15 protein-coding genes are annotated in these 18,080 nt (G+C 69.0%); 9 read left to right on the forward strand and 6 right to left on the reverse strand.

All coding sequences use genetic code 11. The features are described from left to right. Nucleotides 1–25: 25 nt before the first annotated feature. The 5 genes from HEP85_RS25790 to HEP85_RS25810 form a co-directional block, all read right to left on the reverse strand. Nucleotides 26–1,072, reverse strand: coding sequence for a dipeptide ABC transporter ATP-binding protein (locus HEP85_RS25790; RefSeq protein WP_329290177.1), 1,047 nt, complete (start codon nucleotides 1,070–1,072; stop codon nucleotides 26–28). A 26-nt stretch (nucleotides 1,073–1,098) separates the two neighbouring features. After that, complete coding sequence (locus tag HEP85_RS25795; RefSeq protein ID WP_168530058.1) at nucleotides 1,099–2,136, reverse strand: ABC transporter ATP-binding protein; 1,038 nt, start codon at nucleotides 2,134–2,136, stop codon at nucleotides 1,099–1,101. 57 nt (nucleotides 2,137–2,193) lie between these two features. Then, on the reverse strand, nucleotides 2,194–3,174 hold the full coding sequence (locus tag HEP85_RS25800) for an ABC transporter permease (RefSeq protein WP_168530059.1): 981 nt from the start codon (nucleotides 3,172–3,174) through the stop codon (nucleotides 2,194–2,196). A gap of 101 nt (nucleotides 3,175–3,275) precedes the next feature. Beyond that, nucleotides 3,276–5,036: an ABC transporter substrate-binding protein gene (locus HEP85_RS25805; protein WP_168530060.1), complete on the reverse strand. Its 1,761-nt coding sequence runs from the start codon at nucleotides 5,034–5,036 to the stop codon at nucleotides 3,276–3,278. A gap of 82 nt (nucleotides 5,037–5,118) precedes the next feature. Continuing rightward, on the reverse strand, nucleotides 5,119–6,147 hold the full coding sequence (locus HEP85_RS25810; protein ID WP_211118065.1) for an ABC transporter permease: 1,029 nt from the start codon (nucleotides 6,145–6,147) through the stop codon (nucleotides 5,119–5,121). Nucleotides 6,148–6,628: 481 nt separating this feature from the next. On the opposite strand from HEP85_RS25810, the gene HEP85_RS25815 reads away from it, so the two are divergent. The 5 genes from HEP85_RS25815 (at nucleotide 6,629) to HEP85_RS25835 (ending at nucleotide 12,316) form a co-directional block, all read left to right on the forward strand. Beyond that, complete coding sequence (locus HEP85_RS25815; protein WP_168530061.1) at nucleotides 6,629–8,260, forward strand: ABC transporter substrate-binding protein; 1,632 nt, start codon at nucleotides 6,629–6,631, stop codon at nucleotides 8,258–8,260. A 62-nt stretch (nucleotides 8,261–8,322) separates the two neighbouring features. Continuing rightward, nucleotides 8,323–9,246 (forward strand): ABC transporter permease, encoded by a 924-nt coding sequence (locus tag HEP85_RS25820; RefSeq protein WP_168530062.1) that lies wholly within the window; start codon nucleotides 8,323–8,325, stop codon nucleotides 9,244–9,246. Continuing rightward, nucleotides 9,239–10,222 carry an ABC transporter permease gene (locus HEP85_RS25825; protein ID WP_168530063.1) on the forward strand — a complete coding sequence of 328 codons (984 nt, stop codon included), beginning with the start codon at nucleotides 9,239–9,241 and terminating at the stop codon, nucleotides 10,220–10,222. Before HEP85_RS25820 ends, HEP85_RS25825 begins: the two co-directional genes overlap by 8 nt. A 5-nt stretch (nucleotides 10,223–10,227) precedes the next feature. Then, the gene (locus HEP85_RS25830) at nucleotides 10,228–11,238 is read left to right on the forward strand and encodes an ABC transporter ATP-binding protein (RefSeq protein WP_168530064.1); all 1,011 of its coding nucleotides are present in this window, start codon (nucleotides 10,228–10,230) and stop codon (nucleotides 11,236–11,238) included. Next, nucleotides 11,231–12,316, forward strand: coding sequence for an ABC transporter ATP-binding protein (locus tag HEP85_RS25835; protein WP_168530065.1), 1,086 nt, complete (start codon nucleotides 11,231–11,233; stop codon nucleotides 12,314–12,316). Before HEP85_RS25830 ends, HEP85_RS25835 begins: the two co-directional genes overlap by 8 nt. 170 nt (nucleotides 12,317–12,486) lie before the next feature. On the opposite strand, the gene HEP85_RS25840 is transcribed toward HEP85_RS25835, so the two are convergent. Then, the gene (locus tag HEP85_RS25840; RefSeq protein ID WP_168530066.1) at nucleotides 12,487–14,616 is read right to left on the reverse strand and encodes a S9 family peptidase; all 2,130 of its coding nucleotides are present in this window, start codon (nucleotides 14,614–14,616) and stop codon (nucleotides 12,487–12,489) included. 176 nt (nucleotides 14,617–14,792) lie between these two features. Between HEP85_RS25840 and HEP85_RS25845 the strand changes: the two genes are divergently transcribed. The 4 genes from HEP85_RS25845 to HEP85_RS25860 all read left to right on the forward strand — a co-directional run bounded on the left by HEP85_RS25845 (nucleotide 14,793) and on the right by HEP85_RS25860 (nucleotide 18,005). Then, nucleotides 14,793–14,987, forward strand: a complete 195-nt coding sequence (locus HEP85_RS25845; RefSeq protein ID WP_148010299.1) for a hypothetical protein — start codon at nucleotides 14,793–14,795, stop codon at nucleotides 14,985–14,987. 684 nt (nucleotides 14,988–15,671) lie between these two features. Further along, the gene (locus tag HEP85_RS25850) at nucleotides 15,672–16,550 is read left to right on the forward strand and encodes a helix-turn-helix domain-containing protein (RefSeq protein ID WP_369657836.1); all 879 of its coding nucleotides are present in this window, start codon (nucleotides 15,672–15,674) and stop codon (nucleotides 16,548–16,550) included. A gap of 103 nt (nucleotides 16,551–16,653) precedes the next feature. After that, on the forward strand, nucleotides 16,654–17,589 hold the full coding sequence (gene mshB / locus HEP85_RS25855) for an N-acetyl-1-D-myo-inositol-2-amino-2-deoxy-alpha-D-glucopyranoside deacetylase (RefSeq protein ID WP_168530067.1): 936 nt from the start codon (nucleotides 16,654–16,656) through the stop codon (nucleotides 17,587–17,589). Beyond that, the gene (locus tag HEP85_RS25860; protein WP_168530068.1) at nucleotides 17,586–18,005 is read left to right on the forward strand and encodes a DUF6113 family protein; all 420 of its coding nucleotides are present in this window, start codon (nucleotides 17,586–17,588) and stop codon (nucleotides 18,003–18,005) included. Before mshB ends, HEP85_RS25860 begins: the two co-directional genes overlap by 4 nt. Nucleotides 18,006–18,080: the final 75 nt, after the last annotated feature.

Here is an 18,080-nt window from a genome sequence, read left to right on the forward strand (position 1 = left end):
AGCACGGCTGACGAAAAGGGGTGTGTCAGGCCGTGATCTCGGGGTTCTTGGAGAGGCCGGGAGCCGGGACGGTCTCCTTGACCTCGGGGTAGTGGCACGCCGTGAGGTGACCCTCGCGGTTGCCCTCGATCCGGACCAGCGGCGGGGCCTCCGACGCGCACTTCTCCGTCGCCTTCCAGCAGCGGGTACGGAAGCGGCAGCCGGACGGCGGGTTGAGCGGCGACGGCACGTCACCGGTCAGCAGGATGCGCTCGCGGGCCGGGACCTCGTCCGCCGTGGCCTCGGGGACGGCCGAGAGCAGGGCGCGGGTGTACGGGTGGCGCGGGTTGTCGTACAGGTCCTCGCGGTCGGCGATCTCGACGATCTTGCCGAGGTACATGACCGCGACGCGCTGCGAGAAGTGCCGGACGATCGCCAGGTCGTGGGCGATGAAGAGGAACGCGATGCCCAGGTCCTTCTGGAGGTCCTGGAGCAGGTTGACCACCTGCGCCTGGATGGAGACGTCCAGGGCCGAGACGGGCTCGTCCGCGACGATCAGCTTCGGTTCCAGGGCGAGCGCGCGGGCGACGCCGATGCGCTGGCGCTGACCGCCGGAGAACTCGTGCGGGAACCGGTTGTAGTGCTCGGGGTTGAGACCCACCGTCTCCAGCAGCTCGCGCACGCGCTTCTCGAAGCCGCCGGCCGGCTTGATGCCGTTGATCTCCATCGGGCCCGAGATGATCTTGCCGACCGTCTGGCGGGGGTTGAGGGAGGCGTACGGGTCCTGGAAGATCATCTGGATCTCGGAGCGGACCGGGGCCAGCTGCTTGCGGCCGGCGTGCGTGATGTCCTGGCCGCGATAGCTGATCCTGCCGCCGGTGGGCTCCAGGAGGCGAGTGATCAGCCGGCCCGTCGTCGACTTGCCGCAGCCCGACTCACCGACCAGGCCCAGGCTCTCGCCCTCGGCGACCTGGAAGTCGAGGCCGTCCACGGCCTGGACCGCGCCGATCTTCCGCTTGAAGGGGAAGCCTCCCATCACCGGGAAGTGCTTGGTCAGACCGGTGACGTCCAGGAGGGGGTTCGTGTTGCTCATGATCGTGAAATCCCGTCTCTGTTACGTCAGTGCGACCGGGTCGCGGTCTGGTCGGCGAAGTAGTCGCGGCGCTGGTCCGCGGTGAGGTGGCAGGCGGCACCGCGCCCGTCCGTGATCTCCAGCAGTGGCTGCTCGGTGGAGCACAGGCCGCCCTGGACCTTCTCCTTGAAGGTGCACCGCGGGTGGAAGCGGCAGCCGGTCGGCGGGTTCAGCAGCGAGGGCGGTGAGCCCGGGATCGGTGTCAGCGGTACGTCGACCGGACCGTCCAGGGTCGGCATCGACCCGAGCAGACCCCAGGTGTACGGGTGCTGCGGCGCCCGCAGCACCTCCTTCTTGGTCCCGCGCTCCACGCACCGGCCGCCGTACATCACCAGCACGTCGTCCGCGATGTCCGCGATGACACCGAGGTCGTGGGTGATGAAGATGATCGCGGTGCCGAACTCCTGCTGGAGGTCCTTGAGCAGGTCCATGATCTGGGCCTGCACGGTGACGTCCAGGGCGGTCGTCGGCTCGTCCGCGACCAGCAGCTCCGGGTCGCAGACCAGCGCCATCGCGATCATCGCGCGCTGGCGCATACCGCCGGAGAACTGGTGCGGGTAGTCGTCCACGCGGACGTCGGGCTGCGGGATGCCGACACGCCGCAGCATCTCGATCGCACGGGTCCGGGCCTCCGCCTTGGAGGCACCGGTGTGCTTGCGGTACGTCTCGCCGATCTGCTTGCCGATGGTGTGGTACGGCGACAGCGAGGCCAGCGCGTCCTGGAAGATCATCGACATCTTGTTGCCGCGCAGCTGCTCCAGCTCCCGCTCGGTGGCGGTCAGCAGCTCCTTGCCGTCGAGCAGGATCTCGCCGTCGATGGCGGTGCGGTCGCGGTCGTGCAGGCCGAGGATCGTCAGGTTCGTGACGGACTTGCCCGAGCCAGACTCGCCCACAATGCCGAGCGTCTTGCCCTTGGCCAGGTCGAAGGAGAGACCGTCGACGGCCTTGACGACGCCGTCTTCGGTGGAGAAGTGAACCTTCAGATCCCTGACGGACAGGAAGGGCTGCTGATCGGTGCTCGTCACGGGGACGCTCCTGAGGGGGTGATGCCGGGGGTAGCTGTCGGGGCGGGTTGCCCGGGGTCAGGCGAGCCGGATCCGCGGGTCGATGAGGGCGTAGACGGCGTCGACGATGATGTTGAAGAACACGATCGCGCCGGCCGACAGGATGGTGACACCGAGCAGCATGGGCAGGTCGCTCTTGTTCACGGAGTCCACCGCGAGGCGGCCGATGCCCTGGATGCTGAAGGTCGACTCGGTGATGATCGCGCCACCGATCAGCGTGCCCAGGTCGATGCCGAAGACCGTGACGATCGGGCCCATCGCACCGCGCCAGGCGAACCGGAAGAAGACGTTCGCACGGGACAGGCCCTTGGCGCGGGCGGTGCGGACGTAGTCCTCGCTGAGCTGTTCGACGAGCTGGGAGCGGGTCATACGGGTGTAGTTGGCGGTGAAGATGATCGCCAGTGTCAGCCAGGGCAGCAGCAGCCCGGAGAACCAGGCGGCCGGGTCCTCGGTGAAGGGCGTGTACGACGGCTGCGCGAACAGGCCCAGCTTCGAGACCAGGAAGAACATCGCGACGTAGCCGACGAAGTAGATCTGCAGCGAGGAGCCGAACAGCGAGGCGGAGCTGGCGAACTTGTCCAGGAACTTGCCCTGCTTGACGGCGGCCAGCATGCCGGCGCCGACGCCGAAGATCAGGAAGACGACGGCCGCGCCGAACGCGAGCGAGAGGGTCGTCGGCAGGCGGTCCATGATCGTGCCGAGGACGGGCTCACGGTTGGCGAAGGAGTACCCGAGGCAGGGAGCGTTGCAGTTCCCGAAGCCGGGGTAGTTCCGCCCGACGAAGACACCCTTCAGCCAGTCCCAGTACTGCACCGGGATCGGGTGGTCGATGCCCAGGTTGTGCCGGATCTGCGCGAGCATGTCCGGCGTGCAGTTCTTGCCGCAGGACATCATCGCCGGGTCACGCGGGATGGCGTAGAAGAGGCCGAAGGTGATGGCGCTGATGATCAGCAGGATGACCAGTGCGCCGAGGACTCGGCGGACGAGGAAGCGGGACATGGGGGCGTGACTTTCCGGACGGGGCGCCGTCGCCGGGGGCGTGAAAGGAGGGGGCCGGAGGGGGCGGCCGGGCGAACGGCCGCCCCCTTGGGTCGTACGGCTTACTTCATCGCGTAGAGCTTGGTGAGCGCGATGCAGGTGTTGCCGCTGTCGTAGACGACGTTTCCGACCTTGGAACCGTGCATCCAGTTGCGGATGGAGTGGTAGTCCGGGACCACCGCGGCCAGTTCCATGATCTGACGGTCGACGTCACCCCAGGCCTTGTTCGCCTCCGCGGTGTCCGTGATCTTGGCAGCCGCGTCGATGGCCTTGTTGATGCTCGGGTCGTTCAGCTGGGCGTAGTTGCTGCGGCCGTCGCCGATGTTCTTGCCGCTCCAGCAGGGGAAGAAGACCGAGTAGCCGTTCGGCCAGTCCGGGCTCCAGCCGGCGGCGAACAGGTCGAAGTCGTTGTCGATCTTGCCGATCTGGGTGTAGAAGGTCGACTTGTCGACCTGCTTGTTGACCACGGTGAAGCCCGCGGCCTCCAGCGCGTTCTTGACCGCCACGGCCGACTTCACCGCGTTGTCCGAGGCCTGGTAGGCGATGACCAGCTTCTGGCCGACCTTGCCGGCCTCCTTCAGCAGCGCCTTGGCCTTGACCGGGTCGCCGCCGGGCTTCTTGGTCACGCCGTACAGGTCGAACTTCGCGTAACCCGGGGTCACCGGCGAGAGGATCGTGGAGGCCAGCTCGCTGGTGGAGGCGCCGCCGCGGATCGTCTGCAGCTGCTGGTGCGGCCAGGCCCAGTTGATGGCCTGACGGACCTTGACGTCCTTGATCCGGGTCATGTTGATCGGCCAGTAGTACGTGACCGTGTCGACCTCGGTGAGGATGCGCTGCTTGTACTTGGCGTTGGTGAGGACCTGGGCGATGCGCTCGGGGGCGACCTCGTTGAAGATCGACATCGCGTACTGGTCGTTGCCCGAGTCCGAGATGTAGCGGTCGGTCGAGGCCAGCAGCTCGAAGCCGAACTGGAAGACGAACTTGTCCGGGTAGTTGTTGCGGATCGAGTCCGTCGCCGGGTCCCAGTGCTCGTTGCGCACGTAGGTCAGCGACTTGCCGATGCTGCGGGCGCCGATCTTGTACGGGCCGGAGGAGAAGGGACGCTTGTCGTACTTCTCCTTGGTGTCCTGCTTCTTCGGCACCAGTCCGTAGCCGGGCATGGCGAGCGTGAAGTTGAAGTCACCGCGGGCCTCGTTGAGGCGGAAGGTGATGGTCTTGCCGTCGACCTCGATGGAGTCGAGGCTCTTGCCCTCGTAGGGGCCCTTGTACTTGTCGCCGCCGACCAGCCACTGCTGGACGTAGCGGGGACCCTCGGTGACGAAGGAGGCGAAGAGACGCTCGAAGGTGTGGCGCAGGTCGTCCCCGGAGATGTCCGAGCCGTCCTCCCACTTCACGCCGTCCTTGAGGGTGAAGGACCAGGTCTTGCCGCCGTCCTTCATGGTGCCCGCGTCCGTGGCCGCGTCGCCGACCAGGGTGGCGCCGCCCTTCTCGTCGATCTTGTAGCCGGTGAGGCCACGGAGGATCGGACGGGTGATGGCGCCCTCGGTCGAGACGTAGATCTGTGCCGGGTCCAGGTGGTCCATGTCGAACTGGTCGAGCGAGTAGATCGTCCCGCCCTTGACCGCGCCCTTGACCTCCGGCGCCGGGCCGGTCGAGTCGGCCTTGGTGCCGACGGGGATCTCCTGGGTCTTCGAGCCGCTGACCGAGGGGACCTTCCGGTCCGACTTGCTGCCGCTGCCGCTGCCGCCACACGCGGTCAGGACGGTCGACGAGGCCGCGACCACGCCGGTCGCGATCAGGAAGTTTCTACGGGAAAAGGACACGGGTGAGCCTGCCTTATGTGGACGATCGGGACGGATGAGACCGGCCGCACGACACTGAACCGGCCGGGGTGGAACGGGATGGCTACCGCTTGGACTTCGGGTCGAGCGCGTCGCGCACCGAGTCGCCGAGCAGGTTGAAGGCGAGGACGAAGATCACCATCGACAGGCCCGGGAAGAGCATGAAGGTGAGGTCCTCGGTGTAGAACTGGGCGCCGCGCTGGATCATGACGCCCCAGTCCGGGGTCGGGTCGATGATGCCGACACCGAGGAACGCCAGCCCGGCCTCCGCAGTCACGTACGCCGGGAGCATCAGCGTGGACTGGATGATGATCGGCGTCCACAGGTTGGGGAGCAGTTCCTTGAACACGATGCGCCCCGGGGAGGCACCGGTGACCTTGGCGGCCTCGATGTACTCCCGCTCCCTCAGGCCGAGTACCTGGCCACGCAGCAGGCGGGCGATCGAGGCCCAGCCGAAGGCGGAGAGCACCAGGATCAGGGAGATGGCCCGCAGCGACGTGGGGATGTTCTCGTCGGGGGCGACGAACAGCCCGTAGACCACGGGCATGAAGGCGATGAAGAACAGCGTGGACGGGAACGACAGCAGGATGTCGATGATCCGGCCGACGAGATAGTCGGTCTTGCCGCCCAGGTAGCCCGCGGTCACGCCGATGATCACGCCCGCGACGGTGGTCAGCAGGGTGGCTGCCACGGCGATGCCCAGCGAGGTACGGATGCCGTACAGCAGGAAGGTGAAGACGTCACGGCCCAGCTGCGGCTCGATGCCGAACCAGAACTCCGAGCTCATCCCGCCGTTCGGCCCCGAGGGGTAGGCGAACGCGTCGAGGAGCTCCGGCCGCTGGCTGGCGTACGTGGTGTACGGGTTCTTGCCGTACAGCTTGGCTATCAGCGGGGCGCAGATCGCGATCACGAAGAAGAAGATCACGATGTAGGCGGATATGACGCCTGTGCGGTCTCGCTTGAATCGCTTCCAGGCGAGCCGTCCCGGGGAGCGGCTTTCGGAGCCCTGGGTGGTGGAAGACGGAACCGTGGTCAGGTCGGTCTCGTCGGTCACCTCAAGCGAAGCGGCCGCGGAAGGAGTGGGGAGGGTCATGGTGCTCCAGGCCCGAGGGGGTCAACGACTCCGTAGGGCGCTCCCTACGCAGCTACGCCGGACTTTTTCAACGCAATTCATGCAAGGTCAATAAAATCTCGCCCGCCTTGGTCTTCTCTTTACTTTCTTTACCTCCACTTGACTTGACCGTAACTACGCGTGTAGCGCACTGTGGCCGTTCCGTGTCCGTAATCGGACCAACTGGGCTTTTCGGGCAAGAGGTTCGATATGCGGACGCCGGAGTCTCGGAATGCGTACATCCGGGGCGTTCAATCCAACGGTTGCGCATCGAACGGTAAAGATCCATTGCGCCTGCGGTCCGGAGTGCCTGCTTCCGGATGATGTGACCACCCGGAAGGGTGGCGTGAATGTGCGTCACGTCCGTCATGCCCGGATATTGGGCGCTAAAGACGTAGTGCGCCGGAGCCGTCATGCGCCGGCCGGGCGCCGTCCGTACAGCGCACTCTTGAGGAGGCACTCCATGCGTGGAGCGACGCACGCCAGATGGGCCGCGGCCGCGGCGGCGGTGGCCCTCGCGGCGACCGCCTGCGGAGGGGGAGGGAGCAACGGTGGCGGTGGCGGTGGCTCCGGAGTCGTCAGTTCCTCCTGGGGCGATCCGCAGAACCCGCTGGAGCCGGCCAACACCAACGAGGTGCAGGGCGGCAAGGTCCTCGACATGATCTTCCGGGGTCTGAAGCGTTACGACGCCAAGACCGGCGCGGCCCAGGACATGCTGGCGCAGAAGATCGACACCTCGGACTCGCAGAACTTCACGATCACGGTCAAGAGCGGCTGGAAATTCAGCAACGGCGAGGCCGTCACCGCCCAGTCCTTCGTGGACGCCTGGAACTACGGCGCGAGCCTGAAGAACAACCAGAAGAACGCGTACTTCTTCGGTTACATCGACGGGTACGACAAGGTCCACCCCGACACCGGCACCCAGAGCGCGGACAAGCTGTCCGGGCTCAAGGTCACCGGCACCGACACCTTCACCGTCAAGCTCAACCAGAAGTTCTCGACGTTCCCCGACACCCTCGGTTACGTCGCCTACGCGCCGCTGCCCAAGGCGTTCTTCGACGACCACGCGGCCTGGCTGAAGAAGCCGGTCGGCAACGGGCCGTACTCCGTCGACTCGTACACCAAGGGATCGCTGATGTCCCTGCGGAAGTGGGACGGCTACCCCGGCACGGACAAGGCGCAGAACGACGGGGTGGACCTGAAGGTCTACACCGACAACAACACCGCCTACACCGACCTGATCGCCGGCAACCTCGACCTCGTCGACGACGTGCCCGCCTCTCAGCTCAAGAACGTGAAGAGCGACCTCGGGGGCCGGTACATCAATACACCGGCCGGCATCATCCAGACCCTCGCTTTCCCGTTCTATGACAAGAACTGGGACAAGAGCGGGTCGGAGAAGGTCCGCAAGGGCCTGTCCATGGCGATCGACCGCGACCAGATCACGAACACGATCTTCCAGAAGACCCGCACCCCGGCCACCGACTGGACCTCACCGGTGCTCGGCAAGGCCGGCGGCTTCCAGGACGGACTGTGCGGCGGCTCCTGCACGTACAACCCGACCGAGGCCAAGAAGCTGATCCAGGAGGGCGGCGGTCTGCCCGGCGGCCAGCTCAAGATCTCCTACAACGCGGACACCGGCTCCCACAAGGAGTGGGTGGACGCCGTCTGCCACTCCGTCAACAACGCCATGGGCGACGACAAGGCCTGCGTCGGCAACCCGATCGGCACCTTCGCCGACTTCCGCAACCAGATCACCCAGCACAAGATGTCGGGCCCCTTCCGGGCCGGCTGGCAGATGGACTACCCGCTGATCCAGAACTTCCTGCAGCCGCTGTACTACACGAACGCCTCCTCCAACGACGGCAAGTGGTCCAACAAGGACTTCGACAAGCTCGTCGACCGGGCGAACGCCGAGACCGACCGGGCCAAGGCCGTCTCGCTCTTCCAGCAGGCCGAGGGCGTCGTGCGGGACAACATGGCCGCCATCCCGCTCTGGTACCAGAACGGCAGCGCGGGCTACTCGGACCGCGTCTCCAACGTGGCGCTCAACCAGTTCAGCGTCCCCGTCTACAACGAGATCAAGGTCAGCTGAGCCGAAGGGCGGGCGCCCCGGACAGTCCGGGGCGCCCGCCCGCCCCTATCCCCGGAGTCCTCATGGGACGGTACGTGATCCGGCGCCTGCTGCAGATGATCCCGGTCTTCATCGGCGCCACGCTGTTGATCTTCCTGATGGTGAACGTGATGGGCGACCCCATCGCGGGTCTGTGCGGCGAGCGGCAGTGCGACCCCGCCACCGCCACCCAGCTGCGCAAGGAGTTCGGACTCGACCAGCCGGTGTGGCAGCAGTACCTGACCTACATGGGCAACGTCTTCACGGGCGACTTCGGCACCGCCTTCAACGGACAGCCCGTCACGGAGCTGATGGGGTCCGCGTTCCCGGTCACCATCCGGCTGACGATCGTCGCGATCCTCTTCGAGATCGTCATCGGCATCACGCTCGGCGTCATCACGGGCCTGCGCCGCGGGCGGCCCGTCGACTCGGGGGTCCTGCTGCTCACCCTCGTCGTCATCTCCGTGCCCACCTTCGTGACCGGTCTGCTGCTCCAACTCCTGCTGGGCGTCGAGTGGGGCTGGATCAAACCCTCGGTCTCCCCGGACGCCGCCTTCGGCGAGCTGATCGTGCCCGGTCTCGTCCTGGCCTCCGTGTCGCTCGCCTACGTGACCCGCCTGACCCGGACCTCCATCGCGGAGAACCGGCGCTCCGACTACGTCCGTACGGCCGTCGCCAAGGGCCTGCCCCGGCGCCGGGTGATCACCAAGCACCTGCTGCGCAACTCGCTGATCCCCGTGGTCACCTTCATCGGCACGGACATCGGCGCGCTCATGGGCGGCGCGATCGTCACCGAGCGGATCTTCAACATCCACGGCGTCGGCTACCAGCTCTACCAGGGCATCCTGCGCCAGAACACCCAGACCGTCGTCGGCTTCGTGACCGTCCTGGTCATCGTCTTCCTGGTCGCCAACCTGCTCGTAGACCTCCTCTACGCCGTACTCGACCCGAGGATCCGCTATGCCTGAGCAGCCGCCGTTCGACCAGCAGGGCGCCATCGCCGCGACCGGGATGGGCGGCGCCATGGACCTCGCCGCCAGCGAGGCCGAGACCCTGGAGAAGACCCCCGGAGGACCGCTGGGCACGGGCCCGCAGGAGAAGCCCCGGAGCCTGTGGTCCGACGCCTGGCGGGACCTGCGGCGCAACCCCGTCTTCATCGTCGCCGGACTGGTCATCCTCTTCCTCGTCGTCATCTCCATCTGGCCCTCGCTGATCGCCGGCCAGAACCCCCTCAAGTGCGACCTCGCCAAGGCCCAGCAGGGCTCGCAGCCGGGCCACCCCTTCGGATTCGACGGACAGGGCTGCGACGTCTACACCCGGACGGTGTACGGGACCCGCGTCTCGATCACCGTGGGCGTCTGCGCCACCCTCGGCGTCGCGATCCTCGGCTCCGTACTCGGCGGTCTCGCCGGGTACTTCGGCGGGGCGTCGGACGGGGTCCTGTCCCGGATCACCGACATCTTCTTCGCGATCCCCGTCGTGCTCGGCGGTCTGGTCCTCCTCTCGGTGGTGACCAGTAATACGGTCTGGCCCGTCATCGGGTTCATGGTGCTGCTCGGCTGGCCGCAGATCTCCCGGATCGCGCGCGGATCCGTCATCACCACCAAACAGAACGACTACGTCCAGGCCGCCCGAGCCCTCGGCGCCTCCAACTCCCGGCTGCTGCTGCGGCACATCACGCCCAACGCGATCGCGCCGGTGATCGTCGTGGCGACCATCGCGCTCGGCACGTACATCTCGCTGGAGGCGACGCTCTCCTACCTCGGGGTCGGCCTGAAGCCCCCGACGGTGTCCTGGGGAATCGACATCTCCTCGGCGTCCGCGTACATCCGCCAGGCCCCGCACATGCTGCTGTGGCCCGCCGGCGCCCTCGCGATCACCGTGCTCGCGTTCATCATGCTCGGCGACGCGGTGCGCGACGCCCTCGACCCGAAGCTGAGGTGACCGCCGTGCTGCTCGAAGTGCGCGATCTGCACGTGGAGTTCAGAACCAGGGACGGGGTCGCCAAGGCCGTCAACGGAGTCACCTACGGCGTGGACGAGGGCGAGACGCTCGCCGTGCTCGGCGAGTCCGGCTCGGGCAAGTCCGTGACCGCGCAGGCCGTGATGGGCATCCTCGACATGCCACCCGGCAGGATCACCGGCGGCGAGATCCTCTTCCAGGGCAAGGACCTGCTGAAGTTCAAGGAGGACGAGCGGCGCAAGGTGCGCGGCGCCGAGATGGCGATGATCTTCCAGGACGCGCTGTCCTCCCTGAACCCGGTGCTCAGCGTCGGCGACCAGCTCGGCGAGATGTTCACCGTGCACCGCGGGATGTCCCGCAAGGACGCCCGCGCCAAGGCGGTCGAGCTGATGGACCGGGTACGGATCCCGGCAGCCGCCCAGCGGGTGCGCGACTATCCGCACCAGTTCTCCGGAGGCATGCGCCAGCGCATCATGATCGCCATGGCGCTGGCCCTCGAACCCGCGCTGATCATCGCCGACGAACCCACCACCGCCCTCGACGTCACGGTCCAGGCCCAGGTCATGGACCTCCTCGCCGAGCTCCAGCGCGAGCTCAACATGGGGCTCATCCTCATCACCCACGACCTCGGCGTGGTCGCCGACGTCGCGGACCGGATCGCCGTGATGTACGCGGGCCGGATCGTCGAGTCGGCGCCGGTCCACGACATCTACAAGGCCCCGGCCCACCCCTATACGAAGGGCCTGCTGGAGTCGATCCCCCGGCTCGACCAGAAGGGCCACGAGCTCTACGCCATCAAGGGCCTGCCGCCGAACCTGATGCACATCCCGCCCGGCTGCGCCTTCAACCCCCGCTGCCCGATGGCCCAGGACATCTGCCGGGCCGAGGTGCCTCCGCTCGCGGAGGTGGACGAGGGGGGCGGGGAACGCGCCAGCGCCTGCTTCTTCTGGCGGGAGACGCTCGACGCCGGGACCACCGGGGGAGGCCACCGTGCCTGAGGCACTGCTGGAGGTCAGCGGACTGGTCAAGCACTATCCGCTCACCCGGGGAATCCTGTTCAAGAAACAGATCGGCGCGGTCCGGGCCGTCGACGGGGTCGACTTCCACCTCGGCCGCGGTGAGACCCTCGGCATCGTCGGGGAGTCCGGCTGCGGCAAGTCCACGGTCGCGAAGATGCTGGTCAACCTGGAGAGGCCGACCGCCGGGGTGATCAAGTACAAGGGCGAGGACATCACCCGGCTGTCCGGCCGCGCCCTCAAGGCCGTCCGCCGCAACATCCAGATGGTCTTCCAGGACCCCTACACCTCGCTCAACCCCCGGATGACCGTCGGCGACATCATCGGGGAGCCGTACGAGATCCACCCCGAGGTCGCGCCGAAGGGCGACCGCAGGAAGCGCGTCCAGGACCTGCTGGACGTGGTCGGGCTCAACCCCGAGTACATCAACCGCTATCCGCACCAGTTCTCCGGCGGCCAGCGGCAGCGCATCGGCATCGCGCGGGGGCTGGCACTGCGCCCCGAGATCATCGTCGCGGACGAGCCGGTCTCCGCGCTCGACGTCTCCGTGCAGGCTCAGGTGATCAACCTGATGGCGAGGCTCCAGGACGAGTTCGACCTCAGCTACGTGTTCATCGCGCACGACCTCTCCATCGTCCGGCACATCTCCGACCGGGTCGGCGTCATGTACCTCGGGCGGATCGTGGAGACGGGCAAGGACGCCGAGATCTACGACCATCCGACGCACCCCTACACCCAGGCCCTGCTCTCCGCCGTGCCGGTGCCCGACCCGGAGGCCCGCGAGCACCGTGAGCGGATCATCCTCAGCGGGGACGTGCCCTCACCGGCGAACATCCCGTCCGGCTGCCGCTTCCGCACCCGCTGCTGGAAGGCCCAGGAGCGGTGCGCGCTGGAGGTGCCGCTGCTCGCCGTGCCCGCGGAGTTCCGCCACGCCGAGGGGCCGGCCGCGCACGCCTCGGCCTGCCATTTCGCCGAGGAGAAGCAGGTCGTGCCGCCCGAGGGAGCACTGGACGACACACCGCCCGGAACGCCGGACGACCCGCCGAACGAGCGTACATAGACTGATAAATGCGCATCAACTTCGTTAACACGCAGGCAACTCGGCTGTCGCGACACCGATATACGGACGCGCCAGGCTGAGCCGCGTACGGCCGTGCGGGTGCCGTAGACCGGCCGGAGCGCGCCATGTCGCTCCGGCCGGTCGCACGAACGGGGCCGGCGGTACGCCGGTCAGCGCATCCCGAGCGAGCGCTTCAGGAAGTCCACCTGGAGCAGCAGCAGGTTCTCCGCGACCTGCTCCTGCGGGGTCATGTGCGTCACGCCCGAGAGCGGCAGCACCTCGTGCGGACGGCCCGCCGCCAGCAGCGCGGAGGACAGCCGCAGCGCGTGGGCCACCACCACGTTGTCGTCGGCCAGTCCATGCACGATCATCAGCGGCCGGTGCGGCTCGGCGGGCTCGGACAGCCCTCCTTCGGTGATCAGTGAGCTCTTCGCGTACGCCTGCGCCGCCGTCGCCGGATCGCCGAGGTACCGCTCCGTGTAATGGGTGTCGTACAGCCGCCAGTCCGTGACCGGGGCGCCCGCGATGCCCGCGTGGAAGACGTCCGGGCGGCGCAGTACGGCGAGCCCCGCGAGCCAGCCGCCGAACGACCAGCCGCGGATCGCCACCCGGGACAGGTCCAGCGGATACCTCTCGGCCAGTCCGTGCAGCGCGTCGATCTGGTCGTCGAGGGTGAGGGTGAAGTCGTCCCGGACCGCCTTCTCCCAGGCGGGGGAGCGGCCGGGGGTGCCGCGGCCGTCCGCGACGATCACCGCGAAGCCCTGGTCCGCGAACCACTGCGAGGTGAGGTGCGCGTTGTGCGCGGCCAGGACGCGGGGGCCGTGCGGACCGCCATAGGGATCCATCAGGACGGGCAGGGGGCCCTCGCCGTCGTAGTCCGTAGGCATAAGCAGGGCGCATGGGATTTTGCGTGCGCCCCCCTCGGTGAGCGTCACGCGCGGGGACAGACCGGGGTGTTCGGCGTAGGAGGTGACGAGCGCCGCCCGCTTGCCCTCCCGGAGCACCTGCACCTGGGTCCCCGGTTCGCCCGGCACCGCGGAGACGAGCACGGTCACCCGCCCGGAACGCACCGCCGAGTGCACCCCGGGCTCCTGGGAGAGGCGCTCGACCCCCAGCTCGTTGACCCGGTAGACGTGCACCTCGCCGGTCTCCGGGGAGGCCGCGGCCTCCCCCGCCGACGCCGAGACCAGCACATCGTCGTCCGAGACGTCGAGCACCGCGCGCACGTGCAACTGCGGCCCGGTCAGGAGGCGTTCACCGAACGCCAGTACCCGCGCCCCGCCCTCGTCGGCGATCCGTACGAGCTGTCCGCCGGGGCTCCAGCAGGGCACTCCATGGAAAAGATCAAGCCATTGTCGATCTTCGTCGGCATGCACCATCCGGGTCGTCCCGGTGTCCGGGTCGACGGCCAGGAACAGCTGGCTGCGCTGGTCCCGGGCCTGCACCAGGATCAGCGGCGCACCCGCCGCTGACCAGTGCACATGCGCCAAGTACGGGTACTGCGCCCGGTTCCAGGTGACCTCCGTGCGCGTCCCGTCGAGGGCGATCACGAAGAGCCGTACGTCCGCGTTGTCCGTTCCCGCCGACGGGTAGGCGACCTGCTGCGGAGCGTGTTCCGGCTGGGCGGGATCGGAGATCCACCAGCGGCGTACGGGCGCGTCGTCGACCCGCGCGACGAGCAGCCGGTCCGACTCCGGCGACCACCAGAAGCCGCGGGACCGGTCCATCTCCTCGGCCGCGATGAACTCGGCCAATCCATAGGAAACCGACTCCGGGTCCGCCTCGGGGTCCCGCTGCGCGAGCGCCCGGTCGTCCTCGCCCTCGGCGCCGACGACCCGCAGCGCGCCCTTGGAGACATACGCGACGAGCCGCCCGTCGGGCGAGGGGCGCGGGTCGATCACCGGTCCGGGGACGCGGAGTTCACGCGCCGTACCGGCCCGCAGCTCCGCCGTGAAAAGCCTCCCTGACAAGGCGAAAGAGGCCAACTCGACCGCGTTGTCGGTGGCGTAGCCGACCACCCCGGCGCCGCCCTCACGGCTGCGTTCGCGGCGCGCCCGCTCCGCGGCGGAGAGGCGTTCGCCGGCGCCTTTGAGCAGGGCTCCGGGATCGGCCGCGACGCGTTCCTGCCCGCCCGCCACATCGAGGACCCACAGCTGGTTCTCCCGGTCCGTGCCGGACGGGGACCTCAGGAACACGACCCGGGAACCGTCCGGGGAGACGGTGAACGCGCGGGGCGCGCCCAGGGTGAACCGCTGCGTCCGGGCGTACCGGCGCGGGAAGGAAAGAGGCTCGGTCGTCATGCCCCGACCATATTGGCCATGCGCCCCCTTGTGCGGCCGTGCGCCGATCAATGCGCGCGTACGGATAGTTATGATCACTAGCGGTGCGTGGGTAAGAACCTGCTGCCCGCTGTACGGAACGACCGACCCCCATGACCAACCCCCCATGTCCCTGGGATCTTTGGAGGTGATCCGCCGTGGCACTCTCGATTTCGGCGGTGGTGCTGCTGGCGATCATCGTCTTCATCCTGGTGAAGAAGTCGGGACTGAAGGCGGGGCACGCGGTCGTGTGCGTCCTGTTCGGCTTCTATCTCGCTTCCTCGACGGTCGCTCCCACCATCAGCGACCTCACGACGAACGTCGCGGACATGATCGGCAGCTTCAAGTTCTGACCCGGCCGACCACGACGTCCGGGCGGTCCGGACGGCCGACCCGCACGGTCGCCGGTCAGCGTGCTCCTGTCGCCCGCACCGAGCGGCGCCCACCTCGCGCGGCTGCCCGCCGTCGGGCAACTCCGGTCCCGGACGCTTCCCTTGGACCCGGCGGCGCACATCGTCGCCGGGCCGGCCGGCGGCCAACGCGGTGACGCACGGACGAGCCCCGGGACGGGACCTCCGGCTCACCCTCCACGCCGTCGGCGACACCCTCCGCACCGAGGCCGACGGCACACGCGGTGACCCTCTCCCGCTCGTCCGGCGCGCGGTCCCGCACGCCCGGCCGGGGGCTCGTCCCCGTCGACGTGTTTGCCCACCGCTGGGGTGCCGTAACGGGCCCGCCGCCGCGCGAGACGGTGTGCGCGGAGTTCGCTCTCCCACCGGAACCCGTCAACTCGGGCTCCGGTGCCAGGAGCGGTCTTCCCCAAGGAACACGAGGGTGAAAGAACCCGACCGAGCCCCACCCCTCCCGCCCGGCGGGCGCTCTCACCCGCGAGGGTGAACATCACCGACTCAGCTGGATTCGGGGGCCGTTGCCTGCCCTACGCTCAGCGCGACACAACCGCAAACATGCGACGGCCCCCGCCGGGACGGCAATCCCAGTGCGAGGGCCTGACCACCCAGGAAGATAAGAGCTTCCCGATGGATACGCAGAACCCTAGCGTGCGCCCGCACGCCCAGCCCGGGCTTGTCGGTAACAAGCACCCGGACCGGCGCCCGGCGCACTCCGTTGGTCTCACCCACGACAACACCCGCCACACCACCCGCTTCACGGTGATCGGCAACCACCTCGCCCAGCACTCCGAGCTCTCGCTGCTCGCGATCGGGCTGGCCGTGCACCTCCAGTCGCTGCCGAAGGGCGCCCGGGTCGACATCAAGACCCTCACCGCGCGCTTCCCCGAGGGCGCGACCCGGATCGCCGCCGCCCTGCGCGAGCTGGAGGCCCACCGCTATCTGCGGCGCGTTCGCGAACGCGTCCCCGGCGGCCGCATCGTCACCCGCACGGTCTCCTGCAACCAGCCCGGACGCGGCCGGGAGGAGGCGCCCGCGCGGTCCGCCCCGGCTCGCCCGGCGGCGGCCCGCAAGCGCGAGGAGCGCGCACCCCGCAGGCCACTCCCCGCCGTACCCCGTCCCGTCTGCCCGGCGCCCGCTCTGCTCCGGACGGCCACCGACCTTCTCGGGGACCTCCGCCGCCACGATCCCCGCCTGCTGCTCTCCGCCTGCGACACGGCCCACCTCGCCCCCGGCGTCGCCGCCTGGCTGGAGCGCGACGTCAGCCCCGGCGCCGTACGCCATGCGCTGACGAGCGACCTGCCGCCCGAAGGGCTCCGCCGCCCGGCCGCCCTGCTCGCGCACCGGCTCGCCGCCCAGCTGCCGCCTCCGCCGCCGTTCCGCGCCCCCGCGCGGCCGCCGGGCGTCCGGCACCCGCTCCAGACCTGCGACGGCTGTGAGAGGGCCTTCCGGGCCCCTGAACCCGGCCGCTGCCGGGACTGCCGGTCCGGCCTCCGGGCGGCCGTCTGATGCGAAGCCGCCGCCTCTGTGTCCCGCTCGTGCCTCAGGCCGCCCCGAGTGACCAGGGGTCGGGCGGCACCCGGCGTGACGGGCGCCTCGTAGGGTGGGTGTCATGACGGAACTGCCCGACCGGCGTCTGCTCCTGGTGCACGCGCACCCGGACGACGAGTCGATCAACAACGGCGCGACCATGGCCAGGTACACGGCCGAGGGCGCCCTCGTGACGCTGGTGACCTGCACCCTCGGCGAGGAGGGCGAGGTCATCCCGCCCGGACTCGCGCACCTCGCACCCGACCGTGAGGGCGGACTCGGCCCGCACCGGGTCGGTGAGCTGGCCGCCGCCATGAAGGAGCTCGGGGTCACCGACCACCGCTTCCTCGGGGGCCCCGGCCGCTACCGCGACTCCGGGATGATGGGCGTCGAGCAGAACCACCGCGCGGGCGCCTTCTGGTCCGCCGACGTGGACGAGGCCGCCGCCCACCTCGTCGAGGTGATCCGTGAGGTACGCCCCCATGTACTCGTCACCTATGACCCCGATGGGGGTTATGGGCATCCCGACCACATCCAGGCGCACCGCGTCGCCCTGCGCGCCAGCGAAATGGCCGCGGACCCGGCCGTCCGCGCCGACCTCGGCGCACCCTGGGAGATCGCCAAGGTCTACTGGAACCGCGTACCCCGCTCGGTCGCCGAGGACGGCTTCGCGCGGCTGCGTGAGGCACTCCCCGGGCTGCCCTTCGACGCGTCGGCCGCCTTGGACGACGTACCGGGTGTCGTCGACGACGCGGTGATCACCACCGAGATCGACGGGACCGCGTACGCCGCCGCGAAGGCCGCCGCCCTGCGGGCGCACGTCACCCAGATCGAGGTGGCCGAGCCGTGGTTCGCGCTCTCGAACGCGCTCGCCCAGCCACTTCTGACCACCGAGTACTACGAGTTGGTGCGCGGGGAGCGCGCGGGAACGGACCGGGAGACGGATCTGTTCGCCGGCACCGGTGACCCGACGGAGACGACCGAGACGACGGAGACGACGGAGACGGAGACACGATGAGTACGAGCGGACAGCGCGGGAGCGCGCTCGCCCAGCCGCTGCGGACCCCTTCGCCCGGACGGGCGGCCGCCTACACGGGGCTGTTCGTGCTCGGCGCCGTGGTCGGGGCGGCCGGAACGCTGGTGCAGTCCGGCTGGTTCCCCGGAGGCCTGCTGCTGGCCCTGGCGGGGGCGGCCGGGCTCTTCCTGGGCGGCTCCCGGGCCACCGGCTCGCGGGCCGGCGCCGTCGCGCCCGCGGCGGGCTGGATGGTCGCGGTGGTGCTGCTCACCGCCAGCCGTCCGGAAGGGGACTTCCTCTTCGGCGCGGGCCTCGGCTCGTACCTCTTCCTGCTCGGCGGGATGGCTGTCGCTGTGATCTGCGCCACCCTTGGGCTGGGGCGGCAACCGGACGGCTCCGGCGTCCGACTTGGGAAGTGACGTACCACTTCGCCGTATCGGACGGGTGCGGGTCCTGTGGCAGTTTCCTTCGCGGGCGAGGTTTGCGGGCCGGAC

Origin of the sequence: Streptomyces sp. RPA4-2 (assembly GCF_012273515.2) — a bacterium.
Classification (GTDB): Bacteria; Actinomycetota; Actinomycetes; order Streptomycetales; family Streptomycetaceae; genus Streptomyces; species Streptomyces kaempferi.